General features: G+C 38.0%; 15 protein-coding genes and 1 pseudogene. 15 read left to right on the top strand and 1 reads right to left on the bottom strand.

All coding sequences use genetic code 11. The features are described from left to right. Positions 1 to 342: 342 nt before the first annotated feature. The 5 genes from pcrB to KBP50_RS17460 all read left to right on the top strand — a co-directional run bounded on the left by pcrB (position 343) and on the right by KBP50_RS17460 (position 7874). Entirely contained in the window at positions 343 to 1029 is a 687-nt protein-coding gene (pcrB, locus tag KBP50_RS17480) for a heptaprenylglyceryl phosphate synthase (RefSeq protein WP_072741160.1), read from the top strand. A gap of 19 nt (positions 1030 to 1048) precedes the next feature. Then, positions 1049 to 3268 carry a DNA helicase PcrA gene (gene pcrA, locus KBP50_RS17475; protein ID WP_050351696.1) on the top strand — a complete coding sequence of 740 codons (2220 nt, stop codon included), beginning with the start codon at positions 1049 to 1051 and terminating at the stop codon, positions 3266 to 3268. Positions 3269 to 3280: 12 nt separating this feature from the next. Then, a complete protein-coding gene (gene ligA / locus KBP50_RS17470) occupies positions 3281 to 5299 on the top strand; it encodes an NAD-dependent DNA ligase LigA (protein WP_050351695.1) in 2019 nt (672 codons plus the stop codon). Beyond that, complete coding sequence (locus KBP50_RS17465; RefSeq protein WP_050351694.1) at positions 5296 to 6405, top strand: CamS family sex pheromone protein; 1110 nt, start codon at positions 5296 to 5298, stop codon at positions 6403 to 6405. The genes ligA and KBP50_RS17465 overlap by 4 nt, the downstream gene beginning before the upstream one ends. Before the next feature lie 929 nt (positions 6406 to 7334). Continuing rightward, positions 7335 to 7874 (top strand): helix-turn-helix domain-containing protein, encoded by a 540-nt coding sequence (locus KBP50_RS17460; RefSeq protein WP_210967600.1) that lies wholly within the window; start codon positions 7335 to 7337, stop codon positions 7872 to 7874. Here KBP50_RS17460 and KBP50_RS17455 read toward each other — a convergent pair. Further along, on the bottom strand, positions 7858 to 9048 hold the full coding sequence (locus KBP50_RS17455; RefSeq protein WP_050349589.1) for an ISL3 family transposase: 1191 nt from the start codon (positions 9046 to 9048) through the stop codon (positions 7858 to 7860). The genes KBP50_RS17460 and KBP50_RS17455 overlap by 17 nt on opposite strands. Positions 9049 to 9212: 164 nt before the next feature. On the opposite strand from KBP50_RS17455, the gene KBP50_RS17450 reads away from it, so the two are divergent. From KBP50_RS17450 to KBP50_RS17410, 10 genes and pseudogenes are all read left to right on the top strand, one after another. Then, complete coding sequence (locus KBP50_RS17450; RefSeq protein WP_210967599.1) at positions 9213 to 10001, top strand: tetratricopeptide repeat protein; 789 nt, start codon at positions 9213 to 9215, stop codon at positions 9999 to 10001. Positions 10002 to 10022: 21 nt separating this feature from the next. Beyond that, positions 10023 to 10154, top strand: a complete 132-nt coding sequence (locus KBP50_RS22540; RefSeq protein ID WP_269082669.1) for a hypothetical protein — start codon at positions 10023 to 10025, stop codon at positions 10152 to 10154. Positions 10155 to 10831: 677 nt separating this feature from the next. Further along, the gene (gene putP / locus KBP50_RS17445; protein ID WP_050351692.1) at positions 10832 to 12346 is read left to right on the top strand and encodes a sodium/proline symporter PutP; all 1515 of its coding nucleotides are present in this window, start codon (positions 10832 to 10834) and stop codon (positions 12344 to 12346) included. Positions 12347 to 13182: 836 nt separating this feature from the next. Then, positions 13183 to 13629, top strand: coding sequence for a MarR family winged helix-turn-helix transcriptional regulator (locus KBP50_RS17440; protein ID WP_050351691.1), 447 nt, complete (start codon positions 13183 to 13185; stop codon positions 13627 to 13629). 59 nt (positions 13630 to 13688) lie between these two features. Next, positions 13689 to 14470: pseudogene (locus tag KBP50_RS17435) on the top strand (alpha/beta fold hydrolase). A gap of 1057 nt (positions 14471 to 15527) precedes the next feature. Beyond that, positions 15528 to 15818: an Asp-tRNA(Asn)/Glu-tRNA(Gln) amidotransferase subunit GatC gene (gatC, locus tag KBP50_RS17430; RefSeq protein WP_050351689.1), complete on the top strand. Its 291-nt coding sequence runs from the start codon at positions 15528 to 15530 to the stop codon at positions 15816 to 15818. A 12-nt stretch (positions 15819 to 15830) separates the two neighbouring features. Beyond that, a complete protein-coding gene (gene gatA / locus KBP50_RS17425) occupies positions 15831 to 17297 on the top strand; it encodes an Asp-tRNA(Asn)/Glu-tRNA(Gln) amidotransferase subunit GatA (RefSeq protein WP_050351688.1) in 1467 nt (488 codons plus the stop codon). Beyond that, complete coding sequence (gene gatB / locus KBP50_RS17420) at positions 17297 to 18727, top strand: Asp-tRNA(Asn)/Glu-tRNA(Gln) amidotransferase subunit GatB (RefSeq protein WP_050351687.1); 1431 nt, start codon at positions 17297 to 17299, stop codon at positions 18725 to 18727. The genes gatA and gatB overlap by 1 nt, the downstream gene beginning before the upstream one ends. Positions 18728 to 19538: 811 nt before the next feature. Continuing rightward, the gene (locus KBP50_RS17415) at positions 19539 to 20441 is read left to right on the top strand and encodes a diacylglycerol kinase (RefSeq protein WP_050351686.1); all 903 of its coding nucleotides are present in this window, start codon (positions 19539 to 19541) and stop codon (positions 20439 to 20441) included. Between the two features lie 324 nt (positions 20442 to 20765). Next, positions 20766 to 20933 (top strand): hypothetical protein, encoded by a 168-nt coding sequence (locus KBP50_RS17410; protein ID WP_169770794.1) that lies wholly within the window; start codon positions 20766 to 20768, stop codon positions 20931 to 20933. The last annotated feature ends 15 nt before the right edge of the window (positions 20934 to 20948 follow it).

Below are 20948 nucleotides of genomic sequence, written 5' to 3'. Positions count from 1 at the left end.
CAGGGCGGTTGCTGGAATATACAGGAAATTAGCCGAAGTTCACTAGGAAGTCGCCGGAGTTCACAATTTACACAGCAGATAACTGGTAATAATCCATGCTCTCTATGCTAGTTGGATAAAATTGTGAGATTAAACAGCAAGTTAGAGCTCTGATGCTGAAAGGTCTATTCGTCTACTCGTGCTACTAACGATTAGGGAGCGTGGAAGAACTTCAATCAATAGAAGTTTCACTTTACCCCTTCCAAAATTTCCATCATAATAAAAACACCCCTTTTTCCTAAATTGTATGCGGGATTTTTGGTATAATGAACTAACGGATAAACACAATGGAGGATTTTAATCGTGAATACATTATTAAAGCAATGGAAACACATATTTAAGCTTGATCCGGCAAAAGAAATGACGGATGAGGATTTAGAAAAAATATGCGAGTCGGGTACCGACGCGATCATCGTTGGTGGAACAGACAACATTACCTTGGATGGTGTATTGGATTTACTATCTCGCATTCGCCGATATACTGTGCCTTGTATTTTGGAAATATCATCGATGGAAGCCATCACTCCTGGATTTGATTATTATTATATTCCGATGGTGCTTAATTCAAAAGAGAAAAAATGGATGATGGATATACAGCACCAGGCGATTAAGGAATATATCGATATGCTGGAGCTTAGTGAGGTGTTATTTGAAGGATATTGTATTTTAAACGAAGAAGCAAAAGCATTTACGTATACGAATAGCTATTTACCAGATGAAGAGGATGTCATGGCTTACGCATATATGACAGATAAAGTATTCCACTTACCTATTTTTTATATGGAATATAGTGGGAAATATGGCGACCCAGCTCTAGTGAAGAAGGTAAAAGCTCAATTACAGCACTCCACCCTCTTTTACGGTGGAGGAATAGAAACTGCTGCGCAAGCCAAAGAAATGAAACAGCATGCAGATGTGATCATCGTTGGCAATAGTATTTATACAGACATCAAGCAAGCTTTACAAACCGTTAGAGCGGTTAAAGAGTAATCAGTTAGGCGGTGATATTATGAGTCAAACGAAGGAAACGCTATTAAAAGGGTTAAATCAGCAACAACGAGAAGCGGTTATCCATACAGACGGTCCACTGCTCATAATGGCAGGTGCTGGGAGTGGGAAAACACGTGTATTAACACATCGGATTGCATATTTGTTAGCAGAAAAGGACGTTGCAGCACGCAATGTGCTAGCGATTACGTTTACGAATAAAGCTGCCCGAGAAATGAAAGAACGTGTAAGAAGATTGGTTGGTCCTGAGAGTGAATACATGTGGGTATCGACCTTTCACTCCATGTGTGTACGAATTTTACGAAGAGATATAGACCGAATTGGTTATAACAGTAATTTTACGATTTTAGATAGTAGCGATCAGCTGTCTGTCATTAAACAGGTACTTAAAAATTTGAATATTGACCCGAAAAAATTTGAGCCAAGAGCGATGCTTGGTCAAATCAGTGCGGCCAAAAATGAACTTATCACACCTGAAGAATATAATAAGCAAGTTGGCAATTTTTTTGAACGGCAAGTAGGACAGGTTTATGAGGCGTACCAAAAAATGATTGTAAAAAATCAGTCGCTTGATTTTGATGATTTAATTATGCAAACAATTCATTTATTTAAACGTGTGCCAGAAGTACTGGAATATTATCAGCGCCGCTTTCAATATATTCATGTGGATGAGTATCAGGATACCAACCACGCACAGTACTCTCTCGTTAAAATGCTAGCAAGCCGCTATCAGAATTTGTGTGTTGTTGGAGATTCGGATCAGTCGATTTATCGTTGGCGTGGTGCCGATATCGCCAATATCCTTACTTTTGAAAAAGACTATCCGGCGTCAAGAACCATTTTATTGGAACAAAATTACCGGTCAACGAAATCGATTTTAGCTGCCGCAAACCATGTAATTGCAAACAACACGGGTAGAAAACCAAAGAAGCTTTGGACAGAAAACGATGACGGAAAACAGATTCATTATTTTCAAGGTGCAACGGAGCAGGAAGAAGCTTTATTTGTCACGGAAAAAATTCAGCAATTAACCCGAGAAGAGGGATATTCTCCAAGCGATGTGGCGATACTGTATCGAACGAATGCGCAATCACGTGCGATTGAGGATACGTTGGTCAAGTCAAACATGCCATACCAAATGGTGGGCGGAACTAAATTCTACGAGCGAAAAGAAATAAAGGACATCATTGCTTACCTTCGTTTAATTGCCAATCCAGATGATGATTTGAGCTTTGAACGAGTGGTCAATGTCCCAAAACGAGGGATTGGGAAAACGTCGATCGAACGGTTGCGGGAATATGCTTCTATCCATGACATTTCATTCAACCAAGCGGTGAAGGAAGTCGACTTTACTGGTGTTTCTAAAAAAGCAGCTAATGCTCTGGCTGAATTTTCCAGCCTCATGCAATCTTTTGCTCAGCAACAGGAGTTTTTAACCGCAACAGATATGGTAGAAGCTGTTTTAGAACGAACTGGGTACGAGACGATGTTAAAAAATGAACGATCGCTTGAAGCGCAAAGCAGACTTGAAAACTTAGAAGAATTCATGACCGTTACCAAGGATTTTGAAGCAGTCAGTGAAGATAAATCGCTCGTCGCCTTTTTAACCGATTTAGCGTTAATTGCAGATATCGATCAAGTCGATGAAGCTGAAACGGAGGCAGAAGATAAAATCACGCTCATGACGCTGCATGCAGCGAAAGGCTTAGAATTTCCAGTTGTCTTTTTAATTGGTATGGAAGAGAATGTTTTCCCACATAGTCGTTCGATGTTTGATGAAGAAGAAATGGAAGAAGAACGCAGATTAGCATATGTTGGTATTACTCGTGCAGAAAAGGAACTATACCTTACGCATGCACGAATGCGAACCTTATTTGGACGTACAAATATGAATCCGATTAGCCGCTTTATTAATGAAATTCCGGAAGAGTTGATGGCAGGAATCGAGGTTGCTAACACTTCTATGTTTGGTGAAAGCAGAGAGTCAAATATAAGCAGGACGGCACCAATGAAGCGCAAAGCGCAGCATATGCCGAAAACTTCAGGTGCTGAAAACGAAACATGGTCCCCTGGTGACAAAGCCAAGCATAAAAAATGGGGTGTTGGGACTGTTGTAAGAGTAAATGGCGAAGGTGAAGCAATGGAGTTAGATATTGCATTCCCTGCACCTGTTGGCATTAAACGCGTGCTGGCAAAATTTGCACCAATTACGAAAGAGTAGGGAGGTGCTTGGATGGATAAACAACAAGCACAGACAAAAATAAAACAATTAACAGAAGCTTTAAATCAATACAACTATGAATATCATGTGCTCGATAAACCATCTGTGGAAGATGCTATTTATGACCAAAAGATGCAGGAACTCCGTAAGCTTGAAGAAGCATATCCTGAATTTAAATACCCAGATTCCCCTACACAGCGAGTTGGTGGGGAGCCAATGGAAGGGTTCCAAAAGGTGGAGCACCGTGTTCCTATGCTTAGTTTAGCGAACGCCTTTAATGAACAAGATATTCGCGATTTTGTCAGGAGAGCGAGTCAAGGAACAGAGGAGCCTATTAGCTTCGTTTGTGAATTAAAAATAGATGGGCTAGCCGTTTCATTAACATATGAAGATGGCAAATTCGTTCGTGGAGCAACACGTGGTGACGGAACGACTGGTGAGGATATTACAAGTAATTTACGAACCATACGCAGCATCCCTTTAACGATTAGAGAAAAAGAAACGTTGGAAATACGCGGAGAAGCGTTTATGCCTCACAAATCCTTTTTAGCTTTAAACGAAGAACGAAAAGCTAACGGTGAAGAACCTTTTGCCAATCCTCGAAACGCAGCCGCGGGTTCTTTACGCCAGCTTGATCCGAAAATTGCTGCGAAACGCAATCTGGATATCTTTTTGTATGGCGTTGGCGAGTGGGCCAATAGTAATTTAACGAAGCATAGTGAGCGATTAGAGCGTTTAAAAGAGTTAGGTCTAAAGACAAATCCGGAATGGAGGAAATGTCACTCCGTGGAAGAAGTCATGGAATATGTCGAATATTGGACAAAAGAACGTCCTCACCTCCATTACGAAATCGATGGGATCGTCATTAAAGTAGACGACCTTCGGCAACAGGAAGAGTTAGGCTATACAGCGAAAAGCCCCCGCTGGGCGATTGCTTATAAATTTCCGGCTGAGGAAGCAATCACGAAATTAATAGATATTGAGTTAAGTGTTGGAAGAACTGGTGTTATCACACCAACAGCCATTTTAAACCCGGTAAAAGTGGCTGGGACGACTGTCCAACGCGCCTCCCTTCATAATGAAGATTTAATCCGCGAACAAGATATACGGATTGGAGATACGGTCGTGATTAAAAAAGCAGGAGATATTATTCCGAAAGTTGTACGGGCGATGGTAGAAGAACGTACGGGTGAGGAAAAAGAATTCCATATGCCAAAAGATTGCCCTGCATGCGGCAGTGAACTTGTCCGCCTGGAAGAAGAGGTCGCCTTACGTTGTATTAATCCAAATTGTCCTGCACAATTAAAAGAAGGGCTTATTCATTTCGTATCTAGGAATGCCATGAATATTGACGGCCTTGGCGAAAAAGTGATTGCCCAATTATTCCAAGCTGATCTTGTAAAAACAATTGCTGATATTTATCGTTTGGAGAAAGCCGAGCTTTTGGAACTTGAACGCATGGGAGAAAAATCTGTAACGAACTTATTAGAAGCGATTGAAGCTTCGAAAGCTAATTCATTGGAACGTCTATTATTCGGACTTGGTATCCGTTTTGTTGGCGCAAAAGCAGCTAAGACGTTGGCAATGGAATTTGGAACGATGGAAAAGTTACAGCAAGCAACGTATGACGACTTGCTGGCCATTAATGAGATTGGTGAGAAAATGGCCGATTCCATTGTGCAATATTTCCAAGAGCAGCAAGTCATCGAGCTTTTAGATGAGTTACGAGCCCTTGGTGTTAACATGACCTATTTAGGTGCTAAACCTTCAGAGGCAGCAAAAACAAGTCCGTTTAATGGAAAAACCGTTGTCCTGACAGGAAAAATGGATATCTATACACGTACCGAAGCAAAGGAGTTAATTGAAAGCTTAGGTGGGAATGTCACGGGAAGTGTAAGTAAAAAGACGGATTTAGTAATTGCTGGTGAAGATGCAGGGTCCAAGCTGGAAAAAGCAGAGAAACTAGGGATTGACGTATGGAATGAATCCCAATTTCAGCAAGCCATGGAAAATGAGGGAGTGGAATCGTGAAAAAGATAAGTATTTGGTTTATTGGGGCGTTGTTACTACTCACGAGTTGCGCCCCCAATATGAATGATGAAGAGGTTGTGCAGAAAAAAGAGTCTAATTCAAAAGAAGAACAGGCAATTGTCCCTAGCTATCAGCTTTCTGCTGAAAACTATAAGATGATCCTTCCTTTTAAGCCTGGTAAAGCGAGAGGTGTCATCGTTGGTCAAGTAGCTAACCGACTTGATATCGATGAAATGGAGGAGGGCTTACGCAGACATTCGAAAGAAGTGTACGATCCCGACAAATATTTGTTTCAAGAGGGACAATATATCGACGAAGAAACAGTTATAAACTGGATTGATGCGTTAAACCCAAAAAAGAAAGAGAAGGCTTCTAAGGAATATCACGAAAAGAATCCACGCTATCTTTCCCATATATTAGAGCAAAACTATCTAGTGAAGAATGAGGAAAATACGGTATCCTTAGGTGGGGTTTCCATTGGGATTGCAATGAAATCAACGTATCAATTCAAAACGGAGGCAGGTGGACCGACATACGAAAGGAATATTAGCCAATCGGAGATGATGAAGCAAGCGAATAAAATCGCCGGTAAAATTCTAGAAAATTTGCGTGAAATTGAAGGTTTGGAAAATGTGCCAGTGATGATGGCGATTTATCGGGAGGAGGACGAAGCTTCCCCGGTTCCTGGAAACTTTGTGGCCAAAACAAATATTCCAGCAGATAGTTCTTCTGTTGGTGAATGGGAATCAATAGGAGAAAAATATGTATTATTCCCATCAGAGGAAGGAAAAGAAAAACACTTCGAAGATCACGAACTAGTTACCAATTTTGGTAAAGAAATCGCCAGTTATTTCCCGAACTATGTCGGAGTCATTGGCGAAGGCTTTTACGTAAATGATGAACTCCAAAAAATGTCAATTGAAATTCCGATTGAGTTTTATGGAAAAGGGGAAGTGGTCGGTTTTACCCAGTATGCATATGGTCTGATCCAGGAAATGTTCCCGGATCACTATGCTATAGAAGTAAAAATAACGTCCAGTGATAAACTGGAAAGCCTTATCTATCGAAAACCTGGTTCGAAAAAGCCGACGGTGCATATTTTATAATGTTTGATTAGAAGAATTTGAGAGTAGCCTGTGTAGAAAATGTTATTTCTAGGCAGGCTTTTTTCAGAATAAGAGAGTATAAACTTAGGTGCTTATGGATAATGAAATAACCGAATAGTCACGTCAGGCGCATGAGCCCAGCAACGATGCGACTTCACGAGATCACCCTGTGATAAGTCGTCATCAGTTCGTCGCTAATAGGAAGGCCGACTAAAAACGGGCTTGCCGCTCAGGCGTCGGCATATCCCGGTTTTAGTGGCATGACTCCTTTATCCCGTAAAAAGGCGTTGTAGACTCCCACTAGAAGATGCAAGCTGAACAAGTCTAAGTGGGAGGTAACAGCACCTAAATCCCCGATTCGTTCAACTAACCATCAGCGGGGATGGAGGAAAACCCCGATGATTGAAGGTTCACTTTATCTTTAGTTGATTCGTTCCATTCGCTACGTTGCTAAACGGGCGCCCCGTGCCTTTGTTCCACTATAGGGAAGTATAAGATTTTTTTGGTTTATAGTATAAGAAAAACACAGGCTTCCGCCATAAGACTTGGCTACAAGCCAAGTTTTGCTAAAGTTATGATGAACGACAAAACGATTTGAAAATGTAGGAAAAAAAAGAAAATAAAGTGTTGAATTTATTTATTAGTTATGTCTTATTTCCTAAGTGATTTAGTTTGAAATTAAACTATCGACCGACAATATTTTAATTTTTATTCAAAAAGTAATGCTTCGAAATACAGGTACTTTTGCAGTTTCAGCCAATTTATTCAGTGATTTTCCTTAATTAAGAAAGTAGGAAAGTTTTTTGAGGAGCTTTGCGTTGAAAATTAGATTAATAATCAAATTTTTCCCAATATGAATTATCTGAATTTATGTTATAATGACACTATACAAAGTAAACCTAATTATTAAGGATAGTGGGTGGGGGGATTTGATAGATATAGGACCGTTTATCAAATTGCAACGAACGAAGCGGCAAATGACACAAGGGGAATTGTCGGAAGGTATCGTTTCATTGTCTTATTTATCCAAAATCGAAAATAAAAAGACGAAGGCTAGCCCAGAAATCATTCAATTACTTTGTAAACGATTAGGGATTGAATTTGCAGAGGAAACGAATTCCCATATCGAGGAAAAATGCCAACAGTGGTATGAGATGCTCTTTGATCATTGTGATAAACATGAAATGAAAGCAAGGTATGAAGAATTACAATCACTTATGGACCAGAGCATCAATGAGAACTTTATCATGTTTGAAATTCATAAAATACGTTACTATACTGTTTTAAGTGAAATGAATCAAGCACTGGCAAAAATAAACGAATTACGGGAACTCGTTGATTCATTTAATGTAAAACACGAATATTATTGGTACAAGTTCAAGGGGAATTATTATGGTTCTTTGTCAAATGTGGTGGTGGAAATTACTCTCCACCATCTCTTTTTAGTTAGTGTTAAATTAATTTGTTAACCTCTTGTTGCCATAGTATTTTATTCTTTAATCTTGAAAAATTTTTAATGCCATAGGACTTACGTTTTAACACCTTTATCTTGTTGTTTATCCCTTCTATATATCCATTGTTAAAAGGATACATAAATGATTGGAGGATTTCTGTCTTCCATCGCTGAAACGTATGATAAACACGTTGAAATGAATCCATACCTGATTCTTTTAATGTCTGCATACATGCTTCTAATCCAGCTTTAGCTGTATCCTTATCGCTTTCCTTAAACCATTGATCTAACTTATTCTTAAGTGCATAGGCTTTTTGTAATCTGGGATCAATATCAAGAAGCTTTTGTACCTTTTCTGACTCTTCTTCATCCAGTTTATATACCGATTTCCATAACAGTTTTTTACTACGTTTCATCTGGATACGTGGCTTTTTATCCAAATCCCTCTGAACTTCTCGGCGTACTTCATCCAGTGCCCAATATACTTGCCTCATATAGTGAAATCGATCGGCAATAATCAATGGATTGCCTAATGCTTTTTGTACAGCTTGTTTAAAGGATTTTGACAAATCCATAACGACGATTTGGACTTTACTCGTATCACGGGATTGTAAATACTCTTTTATGGTATCTACTTTTCTGTCCGGTAAAATATCGATGATTTCTTTGTTCTCCACATCTGCAATGACTGTTTGAAACCTCTCTCCTCCTGCATCTCCTTTAAACTCATCAATAGCTATAGCACGTGGTAGAACCTTCTTTGTTTGCAGGGGATGACGATCAAACAAACGGATTAATCGATTCGTTGTCATACCAGATAAACGGGCTGCATCCGTAAATGAACCGATTGCCGAGTAAGTTCGTGCGCTCATTTGTAATGAATTGGTGCACCTTTGATACCGATCCACCATTTGTAAATGTTCATAAAAGGTATGGTGGCAATGGGTACATAGATATCTTCTTTTTCGCAGAGAAATTTTCACGGATGTATGGGATAGATTTGACCCTTGAATCAACTGTTTTCGGTAGCTGTGCACTCGCTTTGTTTTCGCTTTACAGGATGGACATGTTTGCTTTTTAACTTTCGTATAAAGCTCTACCAACCATGTCGCGGGTTCTTCTTTTATATCCCATACTTCTACTTGTTTATCTTTTATCCCCAATAAATCTATGATAAGATGATATTGCACTCTTTCCCTCTCCTTTACCTTTTGTGTCTGCAACTCAAGGTTATCAAAAGAGAGGGGAGTGAGTGTATTTTTTTGCATCTTTCTGTGCATTGGCACAATAAGGAGTACCACCACATTTAGTATAGAGCCATTATTATTCTTATTTGGATGAGCATGCTAAAGCAATGGAATTATTTAAGTTGGCACAAGAAAAAATACCGACTGCTAGTTTGGATGAGACGGAGGTTGCCGATTTAAAGTATGCTTTAGCTGTCACGCATAGCCAATTATGGGAGCAATTAGAATGTCTTGAGTATACGAAGGAAGCAATGGAAGTGTTTCAACGTGAGTACAATTTTGTACGCTGTGGTCAATGCCATATTTTATTTGGAATCTCTTACCAGAGGTTTAAAATGTACGATAAAGCGATTAAAAACTTTCAATTAGCCAAACATTTGGGGATATTAAGTGATACTGAAAGTGTCATTACCTTAGCATATCAAAATCTAGGGCATTTATATTCGCAAATGGATAATTCAAATGAAGCAATTAAGAATTATTTGTTAGCTTTTGAAGAAAATCAAGAATCGGAATACAAATTAAAGGTTGAAGCAATAACCTACTTAATTCAAGAATTTTATGTTGTTGGAGATTACGAAAGTTTAAGTAAATACCTGGAAAAGGCGAAAGAATTGCTTAGACAAGATGCAAATAACGTACACAAATTCTACTACCAATTTTGCAAGTATAGCATCCAGGTACATGCTTATTTGTTAAATGAAGAGTTTGATAAGTTTAAAGCGTTATTAACAGATGACTTTATACCTTACCTTAAGCACGCAGGCGAATATGGTGAATTAGCGTTCTATGCTAAAATGTTGGCAAATCATTTAGAACAATGGGGAAAGTATAAAGAATCTGTTCAATATTATAAGTTAGCAAGCAGAAGCTACGAGGAGTTTGTGAACATGTAAATTAAAATGAGGAGGGATAAAGTGAAAAAAATGATACTATCCGTATTATGTGGAGCATTTCTGATTGGGGGATTTCTCTTTACTGAGCAGCAGTTTTCAGATAGCGCTGGAAGAGGTCATCCAGAAACTGCAAGTGAAAGTAGTCAGTTTTAATTCCATTTTTTATCTTTAAAGGATTTGGATTAGAAAATAGTAGTTTTATTAAAATAGGACGCTACAAGAATTTTGTTGCATTTTAAAGGGGGTGAGGAGAAAAAACATATACGGCAAGACTATTCTTTGTTAATTATGCACTAGCAGATGTGCTGGTGGTCATCAACTAAGTGTCACACTTCAATTAAGCAAATACATTCTTTTCAATCTGTTTTAACTTTTTTACCCTATTTATGATAGAATTTTTCCCAGTGCGGCGTGGAACCCGTTCTGGGGCTTTTTTTGTTTTAAAGTATGAATTTCTGTAGACCTCTACAGTCTCCTTTTGACTGACCCCTTAAAGTGAATTTACCCATTAAAATTAATGATGCCTTTCCATTTTCTTCAAGTTATTCATAGGCACTTCGAATGGATTTTAGCATAACTATTTCATTTACAAATTATTAGTACTTCTTCTGAAAGTATTTTAAAAATGTTTACGCTTTAAAAATAATACGTTATTGTTGTAATATTCTATTATAAAATAATATTGCATAAAGTGAAATACACCTAGGGAGGAGGAGAGCTATATGGAATACACCATTCAAGGGGCAACGTGGTTTTGGCTTTTTGTCCCAATGCCTATTGTGCTTATTTTATCATGCATTACTTTATTTACAGAGAGGAGGAAATAAACAATGACTACACCTACACTGGTCACCTTTATCGTTTACTTAGTAGGAATGTTGACGATTGGTATTATTATGTATTATCGAACGAATAATTTATCCGATTATGTTTTAGGAGGCAGAGGGTTAGGTCCAGGCGTAGCTGCGCTTAGTGCTGGAGCTTCGGATATGAGCGGCTGGCTATTATTAGGATTACCCGGTGCAATTTATGCTTCAGGCCTGTCGGAAGCGTGGATGGGAATCGGGCTTGCAATTGGCGCCTATTTAAATTGGCAATTTGTTGCCAAAAGATTGCGTGTATATACGGAAGTAAGTAATAACTCGATTACCATTCCAGACTTCTTGGCAAATCGGTTTAAGGATACATCACATATTCTACGTGTGATTGCAGCATTAGTTATCTTATTATTCTTTACCTTTTATACATCTTCTGGCATGGTAGCCGGAGCAAAGCTATTTGAGGCGTCATTTGGGCTTTCTTATGAAGTCGCCCTTTGGATTGGTGGTATTATTGTTATTTCTTATACGCTATTAGGAGGCTTTTTAGCTGTTGCTTGGACAGATTTTGTCCAGGGCTTACTGATGTTTCTTGCGTTACTTGTAGTACCAGTTGTGGCATTAACGCAAATGGGCGGATGGGACGCAGCTGTTCAAGCAGTTGGAGAAATTAATCCTACTCACCTGAATATGGTTGAGGGTGTTGGGATGATGGCAATTATTTCTTCACTTGCATGGGGATTAGGGTATTTTGGTCAGCCTCATATCTTGGTCCGTTTTATGGCTTTACGTTCGCATAAAGATGTTCCAAAAGCAAGGTTTATTGGAACTACATGGATGGTTTTAGGATTGTACGGGGCGATTTTTACGGGGTTTGTTGGGCTGGCATTTATTAGTACCCAAGAGGTTTCGATCCTATCTGAATTTGGCATTCAAGTTGTAAATCAGAATGGGTTACAAGTACTGGCAGATTCGGAGAAAATTTTTATTGCCTTTTCACAAATTCTCTTTCACCCGGTTGTAGCAGGGGTATTATTAGCTGCCATTTTATCGGCAATTATGAGTACGATAGACTCGCAGTTACTTGTATCCTCCTCAGCGGTAGCAGAGGATTTATATAGAGCTATATTTCGTAAACAAGCAACAGATAAGGAACTGGTATGGGTAGGCAGGCTGGCAACTGTCATTATTGCCTTGATTGCACTTCTAATTGCCCTAAATCCAGACAGTTCCGTGTTGGATTTAGTTGGCTATGCATGGGCTGGATTTGGTGCAGCATTTGGTCCCATTATTTTGTTAGCTTTATTTTGGAGGCGGGTTACACGGAATGGCGCACTTGCAGGTATTGTAGTTGGTGCAGTGGCAGTTATTATTTGGGGTCCGGTACTGTTGGGCGGGATTTTTGACTTATATGAAATTGTTCCTGGTTTTTTCTTTAATTTATGCACAACGATTATCGTTAGTTTACTTGGTAAGCCTAATGAGGAGCTAATTGCAGATTATGATGAAACAGCAAGACGTCTTTAGAGAAGAATCATTCATATAGTAATACATGTGGTCAATATTTTCCTTTTTAGTTGGTTTCGGATTTGTCGCAGTTGCTTATTTCTCGAATTCGTCGGAAGATGCCCGTACATTCCGGTAAATTTTTATGCGGGTACATCTTTCAGAACTTTTTCACCTGATTTCAGTGTCGTGCGTTCTGCAACCATAGTCGAAATTATTAATAGGTTTTCTCTCACCAGCATTATGATAAATATCGCATGTTTGTCCCAATGTTCAGAGCGCCGACTATCAAATTTACAACAAGAACCTCCTCATACAACTAAATGGAGCAACATCATTTCTATTAGGGGATCTTCGTGTCTCCAGCTATTGCTGGAATCTTAATATAGTTTTTATAGTCATTATGAAATTCATTTTCAGTTCCTTCTGTATGAAGTTTTCCAACGATATATTCTTTAAATTATTGTTTTGCATCCAGATATGTACTACTTCACGTTTAACTTTGCTTCATAGTGTTTTAAGATTACCTTTGCTCTTTTTTAAAAAAGGGGAAATTTAAATGAAAAAGTATTATTATAAGAGGATAATTTCTTATTTTACGAGAGGTAGTTTAAAACATTGAAAGAACTAATAACGAAAAAATTTATTGAAAAAGGTGGGTATTCGGATTACAGTGTTCAAAACCAATTTCAATGTTGATATAATACTAAATCGAATAGTGTGGAATCTCTATAAAAACATATGAAATTCGAGAATTAATAGGCAAAATTAAGCAATTAGAAAATTTAAAACTTCATTTGTAATATAGTTAAGGTTGCTTTATAATTAATAGAGCTTAGTAAAATGAGGTGCATGAAATGAAAGATGAATATATCCACCAAATAAATATTTTACAAAATAACTTTAATATCTTAGTAGCAAAAAAATTTGAGGATAAGCTAGATAATCAGCTAACAGCTAAGCAAGTATTACTGTTAGAGTTGATAAAGCAAGGGTTTACTTCAACGAAAGATATAGCTGATAAATTAAATGTTTCTACAAGTGCAGTAAGTCAAATACTAAATAAATTAGAAGACAGAGGATATATCGAACGAAATTTTAATCCGCAAGACCGACGTGAAATCATCTTGAACCTTGCTGATAAAGCCCATCAGTATTTCAGAGATTTAGCTGCTCTGAAACTTCAAATTAATAAGGACATTTATGGAAATTTATCTTCAAAGGATTTAAAGCAATTAAAGGATATATTAGAAAAAATAATAACTATTGCTGATGAAAGCGATCAATCGAATGCAAATAATTAAGAGAAAATAAATTGGAGGAAATAATAGTACAATTCTGTTGTGTTATTGGAGTGGATGATTTGACTTTGTATTATAGAGAAACTGGAAATAAGGACGGTTCAATGATGTTTTTTATACATGGTGGCGGGGTAAGTAGCTGGATGTGGGAAAAACAAATGCAATACTTCAGTCAGTATCATTGTGTTGCAATAGATTTACCAGAACAAGGGAAAAGTAATCATACAGCTAAATTTTCAATTAAATATAGTGCAGAAAGAGCGATAGAGATAATAGAGAAAATAGCAAATGATAAAAAAGTAATCGTTATTGGATTCTCTTTAGGGGCGCAAGTAGCTATTCAAATGCTGAGTATAAAACCGAATTTAATTCATTATGCAGTTATTAATAGTGCGTTAGTTAGACCAAATTCATTTGTAAAAAAACTAATTAGACCTACAATTAAATTGACGTTTCCATTGATTAAAAACAAATCATTTTCAAAACTTCAAGCAAAAACACTATATATCGATATGGAACACTTCGAAACCTATTATAAAGAAAGTTCCTTAATGAAGTCGGATACGCTTGTACGAATATTAGAAGAAAATATGTCGTTTGAATTACCTGAAGATTTTAATAAGGCAAAGGGAAAGATTTTGGTTACCGTTGGTGAAAGAGAAAAAGCAGTAATGAAAAAATAGCAAAAGATATAATTTTAAATAATTCAAACTGTTTAGGGGTAATAATACCTAACGTTAGTCATGGAATACCTCTAGTGCATCCTGATTTTTTTAATCAATTGGTTGAGAAATGGATTATTGACGGTGAAATACCAGATGGAAAGACAATAAATATTTCTTAAATTAGTCGGTGTTTATTAATCAAATTTATTTAAATAACTTAAGAATCAAGTGAAAAGCCTCGGCTTGATCATTATAGTTTTTATATAAGTCCAACATTCCAAGACTGCTTTAAAAAGAAATATAATGAAAAGGGGAAATAGAAAATTTATTATATATTGAAACTAGAAAAACAGCGCTTACCATTTTTCTGGTGGAGTTAACTGCTTCACCTTCTTTGCGTTTCTAAATTTTTCACAGTGCCAAATCTCTTCAAGTTTGGTAAGAAGGAAGAGTGATTTTCTATGCACGCTACGGTTTTATTTTCGTGAATTTGAATAAAGCAATTATGATCAGTAGATGAAAGAGAAGTAATGTTCTTTATTCGTCTAAGTAAACAAATTACAAATTAGTTAGGTTCTATCCTGACACAACTAGCCAATAGTAGGCTTTCCTAAATATATGTAAGGAATGAGAATGCATTCCTTAAAATTTTCGTTTTCCAAGTTTTTGCATGATGGAAGAGGAAACTGTTCATTAATTCGGTTTACTTCTCTACTTTAGTTGCTTAGTTATAGGACATTCTGCTATTATCAATAGTGTTACCACAACGTTTATTTTGCTTTAAGAGGTAGCAGGACGTTTAAAAGAAAAAACTATTTCAAAGAAAACAAATTTGATACAAAAGATAAACCAATTGTTTATTCTGTATGTAACTGGCAATAACGCCAACCCTTTCATGTTACTAGGACAGATAGGGAGGAATTAATTGCAAGTTAAATGGCGCTGTGCGGTATATCCTGCATATAAGTGCTGTAAGGCTCCCGCTCTAAGAGGTGCAGAGAGTTTCCTGAGCAAGTCTAAGTGGATAACAGCCCAAAATGTCCTATTTCATAAGCGGCCTTTAGGTCATACCGTTACGGTACTAACAATAGCGGGGAAAAACGCCTCACTGATTGAAGAGTTCGCTTTATACAACATCAGTAAAGGATAAATGAAAGTACTACTCATGAATAATTCATGTTATGAATGCAATTCTGGTGTGTACCATATAAAAGTATGTAGTTTGGAGGGAAAGAAGTGGAAAAAATTTCGAAAGATCAAGTAAAACATGTTGCTCATTTGGCTCGCTTGCATGTGACAGAAGAGGAAGCAGAAATGTTTACAGAGCATTTAAGTTCGATCATTGCTTATGCAGAGCAGTTAAATGAATTGGATACAACGAATGTAGAACCGACGACGCATGTACTTGATATAAAAAATGTGATGCGTAAAGATGAGCCGAAGCAATGGATTACACAAGAAGAAGCACTGAAAAATGCTCCAGATCATCAAGATGGTCATTTTCGTGTGCCATCAATTTTGGAGTAGGGAGGGAAAAGAATGTCGTTATTTGATTACACCATCAAGCAATTAGAAGAGAAATTACATAAAGGTGAAATTACCGTGGAAGAGCTAGTAAATGCTTCCTATGAGCGTATCCATGAAGTGGATGACCGAGTTCATGCATTTCTTACATTAGATGAAGAAAAAGCAAGAACAAAAGCAAAAGAACTGGATAAGGAATCAGATAAAACAGCAGCTTTATTTGGCATTCCTAGTGGGATTAAAGATAATATTGTAACGAAATCACTGCGTACTACATGTGCCAGTCAGTTTCTAGATAATTTCCATGACCCTTTATATAACGCAACGGTTGTTGATAAACTAAATCAACAAAAAGCTGTTACCATTGGTAAATTGAATATGGATGAATTTGCAATGGGGTCATCCAATGAAAACTCAAGCTATGAACCAACTCGTAACCCTTGGAACACCGATTATGTTCCTGGTGGGTCTAGTGGTGGCTCAGCAGCTGCTGTAGCAGCAGGTGAAGTGCTATTTGCATTAGGGTCAGATACAGGCGGTTCTATTCGTCAGCCAGCAGCATTTTGCGGCGTTGTAGGATTAAAACCTACATACGGACGGGTATCTCGGTTTGGTTTAGTAGCCTTTGCGTCCTCTTTGGATCAAATTGGTCCAATTACCCGTACGGTAGAAGATAATGCACGTGTACTTGAAGTGATTTCTGGACATGATGTGATGGATTCAACGAGTGCAGATGTAGAAGTCCCTGCGTACACGAAAGCTTTAACGAACGATGTGAAGGGATTAAAAATTGCTGTGCCAAAGGAATACCTTAGTGAAGGTGTAACTCCAGAGGTTAAAGAGACAGTTATGCAAGCATTAAAGGTATATGAATCTTTAGGAGCTACGTGGGAAGAGGTTTCCCTGCCGCACTCTAAATATGCTGTTGCAACATACTACCTGCTATCTTCATCGGAAGCTTCAGCCAACCTTGCTCGCTTTGACGGGGTTCGTTATGGAGTTCGCTCTGAGAATGCAGAAAATATGATCGACATGTTCAAAAAGTCACGCAGCGAAGGATTTGGTGAAGAAGTGAAGCGTCGGATTATGTTAGGGACGTTTGCCCTTAGCTCTGGATACTACGATGCGTACTATAAAAAGGCACAAAAAGTGCGTACATTAATAAAGCAGGATTTTGATCAGATTTTCCAAGATTATGATGTGGTAATCGGACCAACTACGCCAACTCCAGCATTTAAAGTCGGGGAAAAAGTGGACGACCCACTAACGATGTATGCAAATGATATTTTAACCATCCCGGTAAATTTAGCTGGCGTACCAGGTATTTCCGTTCCGTGTGGGTTTTCTGGGGCAGGATTGCCAATCGGTCTGCAAATTATTGGAAAGCATTTTGATGAGGCTACTGTATACCGCGCTGCACATGCGTATGAGCAAGCGACGGATCATCATAAACAACGCCCTCAGCTAGGAGGTGCCAAGTAATGAATTTTGAAACAATCATTGGCTTAGAGGTACACGTTGAATTAAAAACAAAGTCGAAAATCTTTAGTCCTAGTACTAATGAGTTTGGGACAGCTCCAAACACAAACGTGAATCCAATCGATTTGGGATATCCAGGTGTTTTGCCTGTATTGAACGAAGAAGCGGTTAATTTTGCAATGAAAGCAGCAATGGCTTTAAATTGTGATATTGCGACTCATACGAAATTTGATCGCAAAAATTACTTCTATCCGGACAATCCAAAGGCTTATCAAATTTCACAATTTGATCAACCAATTGGCGAGAATGGTTGGATTGAAATTGAAGTGCATGGAAAGAAAAAACGGATCGGCATTACACGACTTCATCTGGAAGAAGATGCGGGTAAACTAACACATGGTGATGATGGTTATTCGTTGGTTGATTTTAATCGTCAAGGCACACCATTAATTGAAATTGTTTCCGAACCAGATATGCGTTCGCCAGAAGAAGCTTATGCGTATCTAGAAAAACTCAAAAACATTATTCAATATACTGGTGTGTCCGATGTGAAAATGCAGGAAGGGTCTTTACGCTGTGATGCGAATATTTCTTTACGTCCAATTGGCCAAGAAGAATTCGGAACAAAAACGGAGCTAAAGAATTTGAACTCCTTTAGCTTTGTGCAAAAAGGATTAGAATTTGAAGAAAAACGTCAAGAGAAAGAATTGCTTTCAGGAGGAAAAATCCTGCAAGAAACACGTCGTTACGATGAAAAAACCAAGGAAACGATCCTCATGCGTGTTAAGGAAGGTTCGGATGATTACCGTTATTTCCCTGAGCCTGACCTAGTTCCATTGTATATTGATGAGGCTTGGAAGGAGCGCATTCGTAAAGAAATTCCAGAGCTGCCTGATGCACGTAAAAAACGATATATGGAAGAGCTTGAGTTGCCTGAATATGATGCTACCGTGATTACCAATTCCAAACAGATGGCTGATTTCTTTGAAGAAGCTATCGCTCACGGGGCTGATATGAAGCAAGTTTCTAATTGGCTTATGGGTGAAATTTCGGCTTATATGAACAAGCATTATAAAGAGCTGGATGAATTAGCTATTACGCCAGAAGCGCTTGCCAAAATGATTCAGCTCATTGATGATGGAACCATTTCTTCCAAGATCGCTAAGAAAGTGTTCGCAGAGTTAGTGGAAAATGGTGGCGATCCGGAGAAGATTGTAAAAGAAAAAGGTCTTGTTCAAATTTCTGACGAAGGTCAATTGAAAGAAATTATTTCTAAAGTGCTTGATGAAAATGAACAATCAATTATCGATTATAAAAATGGTAAAAATAAAGCAGTTGGTTTCTTAGTCGGTCAAGTGATGAAAGCTACTAAAGGACAAGCAAATCCACCAATGGTTAACAAAATTTTATTAGAAGAAATAAACAAACGATAATAGATCACCTGGGCTATTATGATCGCTTTCAAATAGTCCAGGATTTGATCTGTAAGGCTCGGTTATGAATCATGATAGTTGGATTGGAAGTCTACGGAACATACAGCATGTAAATCTCTGTTTTCGTTAGAGTTTAACAGTAAAAACTTTTGAAGCTCGGGTTGATGCAATTAACTAATGCAGGGGTTTCATTGTGGGTAGAGGAATTTCTTTTCCATATTGGAAAGTGCCGATTCACTAAGTTGCTGTAGGCGTATTAGGTGATTGATAATCGTTGTAAGTGTTTAAAACGTGGGAAACGACAACGACAAGTTTTAACGATAGATCGATCAGCTATTTTCTGCTGGCTATTTTATCCCTATATAAGGTGCAGTAAGACTCCAAATTCAGGAGTTGGATAATCTTTACTAATAACAAGTCTAAATGGAAGATAACAGCACCTAAATGCCCTATTTCGTAAGGGGACTTTAGGTGATACCATTACGGTACTAACAATCCGTGGGGGATGAATCCCCCCAATATATGGAAGATTCCCTTTATCAGAAGCGGCTGTATTCAAATCCATTCAGTTAATTTTGACATATATAGGTGATGGTTCATAAAATCTTCCTTGTGTGTCCTCTTTTCAAAATCATAGAAAAGGGCTATGATAAAGAATAGACTGCAGGTACATCATGTTTTTTAGGTTTTTATGATAAGCATACGAATCAGGTTCGGTCTATTTAGTTACATACTTTTTAAATATCATTCTATGTTTGCAATTTTTAATAATTATGGTCCTGCATACCTGATGCAATGCGGAGGGAAAGCAATGAATAAAGCGCGTATTATTTATAATCCTACGTCTGGTAGAGAAGCTTTTAAAAAAGAATTGCCAGCTGTATTAGAGAAGCTTGAAGTAGCTGGTTATGAAACATCTGCTCATGCAACGACTTGTGAGGGAGACGCGATCCAAGCTGCAAAATTGGCTGTTGAAAGAGGTCATGACCTTGTGATTGCTGCTGGTGGAGATGGAACAATTAATGAAGTTATTAATGGGATAGCTGAGCAGGAGAGACGGCCAAAGCTTGGTATTATACCAGTGGGGACGACGAACGATTTTGCCAGAGCCCTACATATTCCACGTGATATTCAAAAAGCAGTTGATGTAATTACGGAAGGGAAATCGATGTGTTTAGATATTGGAAAAGTGAATGAGCACTATTTCATGAACATTGCTGGTGGAGGTAAACTTACTGAACTGACATATGAAGTGCCAAGCAAGCTAAAGACGATGCTTGGACAGTTAGCTTATTATATGAAGGGGATTGAGATGTTACCTTCTTTAAAACCGACAAGAGCTAAAATCGAATATGACGGCAATGTCATTGATGAAGATATTATGCTCTTTCTCATCTCCAATACTAATTCAGTTGGTGGTTTTGAAAAACTCGCTCCGGAAGCGGATATGCAGGACGGTTACTTTGATTTAATCATCTTACGCAAAACAAATTTGGCAGAATTTATCCGAATTGCGACACTAGCACTACGCGGAGCACATTTAGAGGATCGCCACGTCATCTATGATAAGGCGAAGCATGTTAAAGTGACGACAGATGAGAAAATGCAATTAAATATTGACGGTGAGTACGGGGGACTGCTTCCAGGAGAATTTGCAAATCTACAGCAGCATATTGAATTTTTCGTTCCAGCTGAATTTATCGAAAAGAATTAACGGACTGCATGTATGAACTGCACCCAAAAGTTAGATGATACATCTAACTTTGCGGTGCACATTAAGGCAGTCCTTTTGCATGTTAAAAAGTGCTTTGCGCTGTGTTGCTGAGCGAGTCCACAGATTGCTGGAAATGGAAGGCTGATCATGTTTTTATGCATCATTGTAAAGCTTGTTAATTGTGAACTTCAGCGATTTTACTTTTTATCCATAAATAAAGCGTTAACGAGACCTCACTATTGGTTTTTAAAGTTCACTTCCAAAAGGTGAAAAGTCATGCTAAGCTTATGAATAATAGAAGAAGTTTTAATAGGGGGTATTCTTTTGAACGGAGAATTTTATGTCGGTTGGGGGACATTAGCGTTAATTAATGCTGGGTTAGCGCAAGGGAAGAATAGAACAGCTGTTAATTGGTTTTTATTGTCTCTATTTATAGGACCAATTGCCACGCTTAGTTTGTTGCTCGTTGAGAAACGGCCAGAAGATCAATAGGTGAATTTAGATAAC

The organism is Virgibacillus pantothenticus (genome assembly GCF_018075365.1).
Lineage (GTDB): Bacteria > Bacillota > Bacilli > Bacillales > Amphibacillaceae > Virgibacillus > Virgibacillus pantothenticus.
The sequence above is the reverse complement of the archived record's forward strand: the minus strand, read 5'-3'. Positions and strand labels throughout refer to the sequence as shown.

Coding starts and splice junctions, on each gene's coding strand:
- pcrA (WP_050351696.1), top strand. CDS start 1,049: ATGAGTCAAACGAAGGAAACGCTATTAAAAGGGTTAAATCAGCAACAA.
- ligA (WP_050351695.1), top strand. CDS start 3,281: ATGGATAAACAACAAGCACAGACAAAAATAAAACAATTAACAGAAGCT.
- KBP50_RS17450 (WP_210967599.1), top strand. CDS start 9,213: ATGGAATTATTTAAGTTGGCACAAGAAAAAATACCGACTGCTAGTTTG.
- putP (WP_050351692.1), top strand. CDS start 10,832: ATGACTACACCTACACTGGTCACCTTTATCGTTTACTTAGTAGGAATG.
- KBP50_RS17440 (WP_050351691.1), top strand. CDS start 13,183: ATGAAAGATGAATATATCCACCAAATAAATATTTTACAAAATAACTTT.
- gatA (WP_050351688.1), top strand. CDS start 15,831: ATGTCGTTATTTGATTACACCATCAAGCAATTAGAAGAGAAATTACAT.
- gatB (WP_050351687.1), top strand. CDS start 17,297: ATGAATTTTGAAACAATCATTGGCTTAGAGGTACACGTTGAATTAAAA.
- KBP50_RS17415 (WP_050351686.1), top strand. CDS start 19,539: ATGAATAAAGCGCGTATTATTTATAATCCTACGTCTGGTAGAGAAGCT.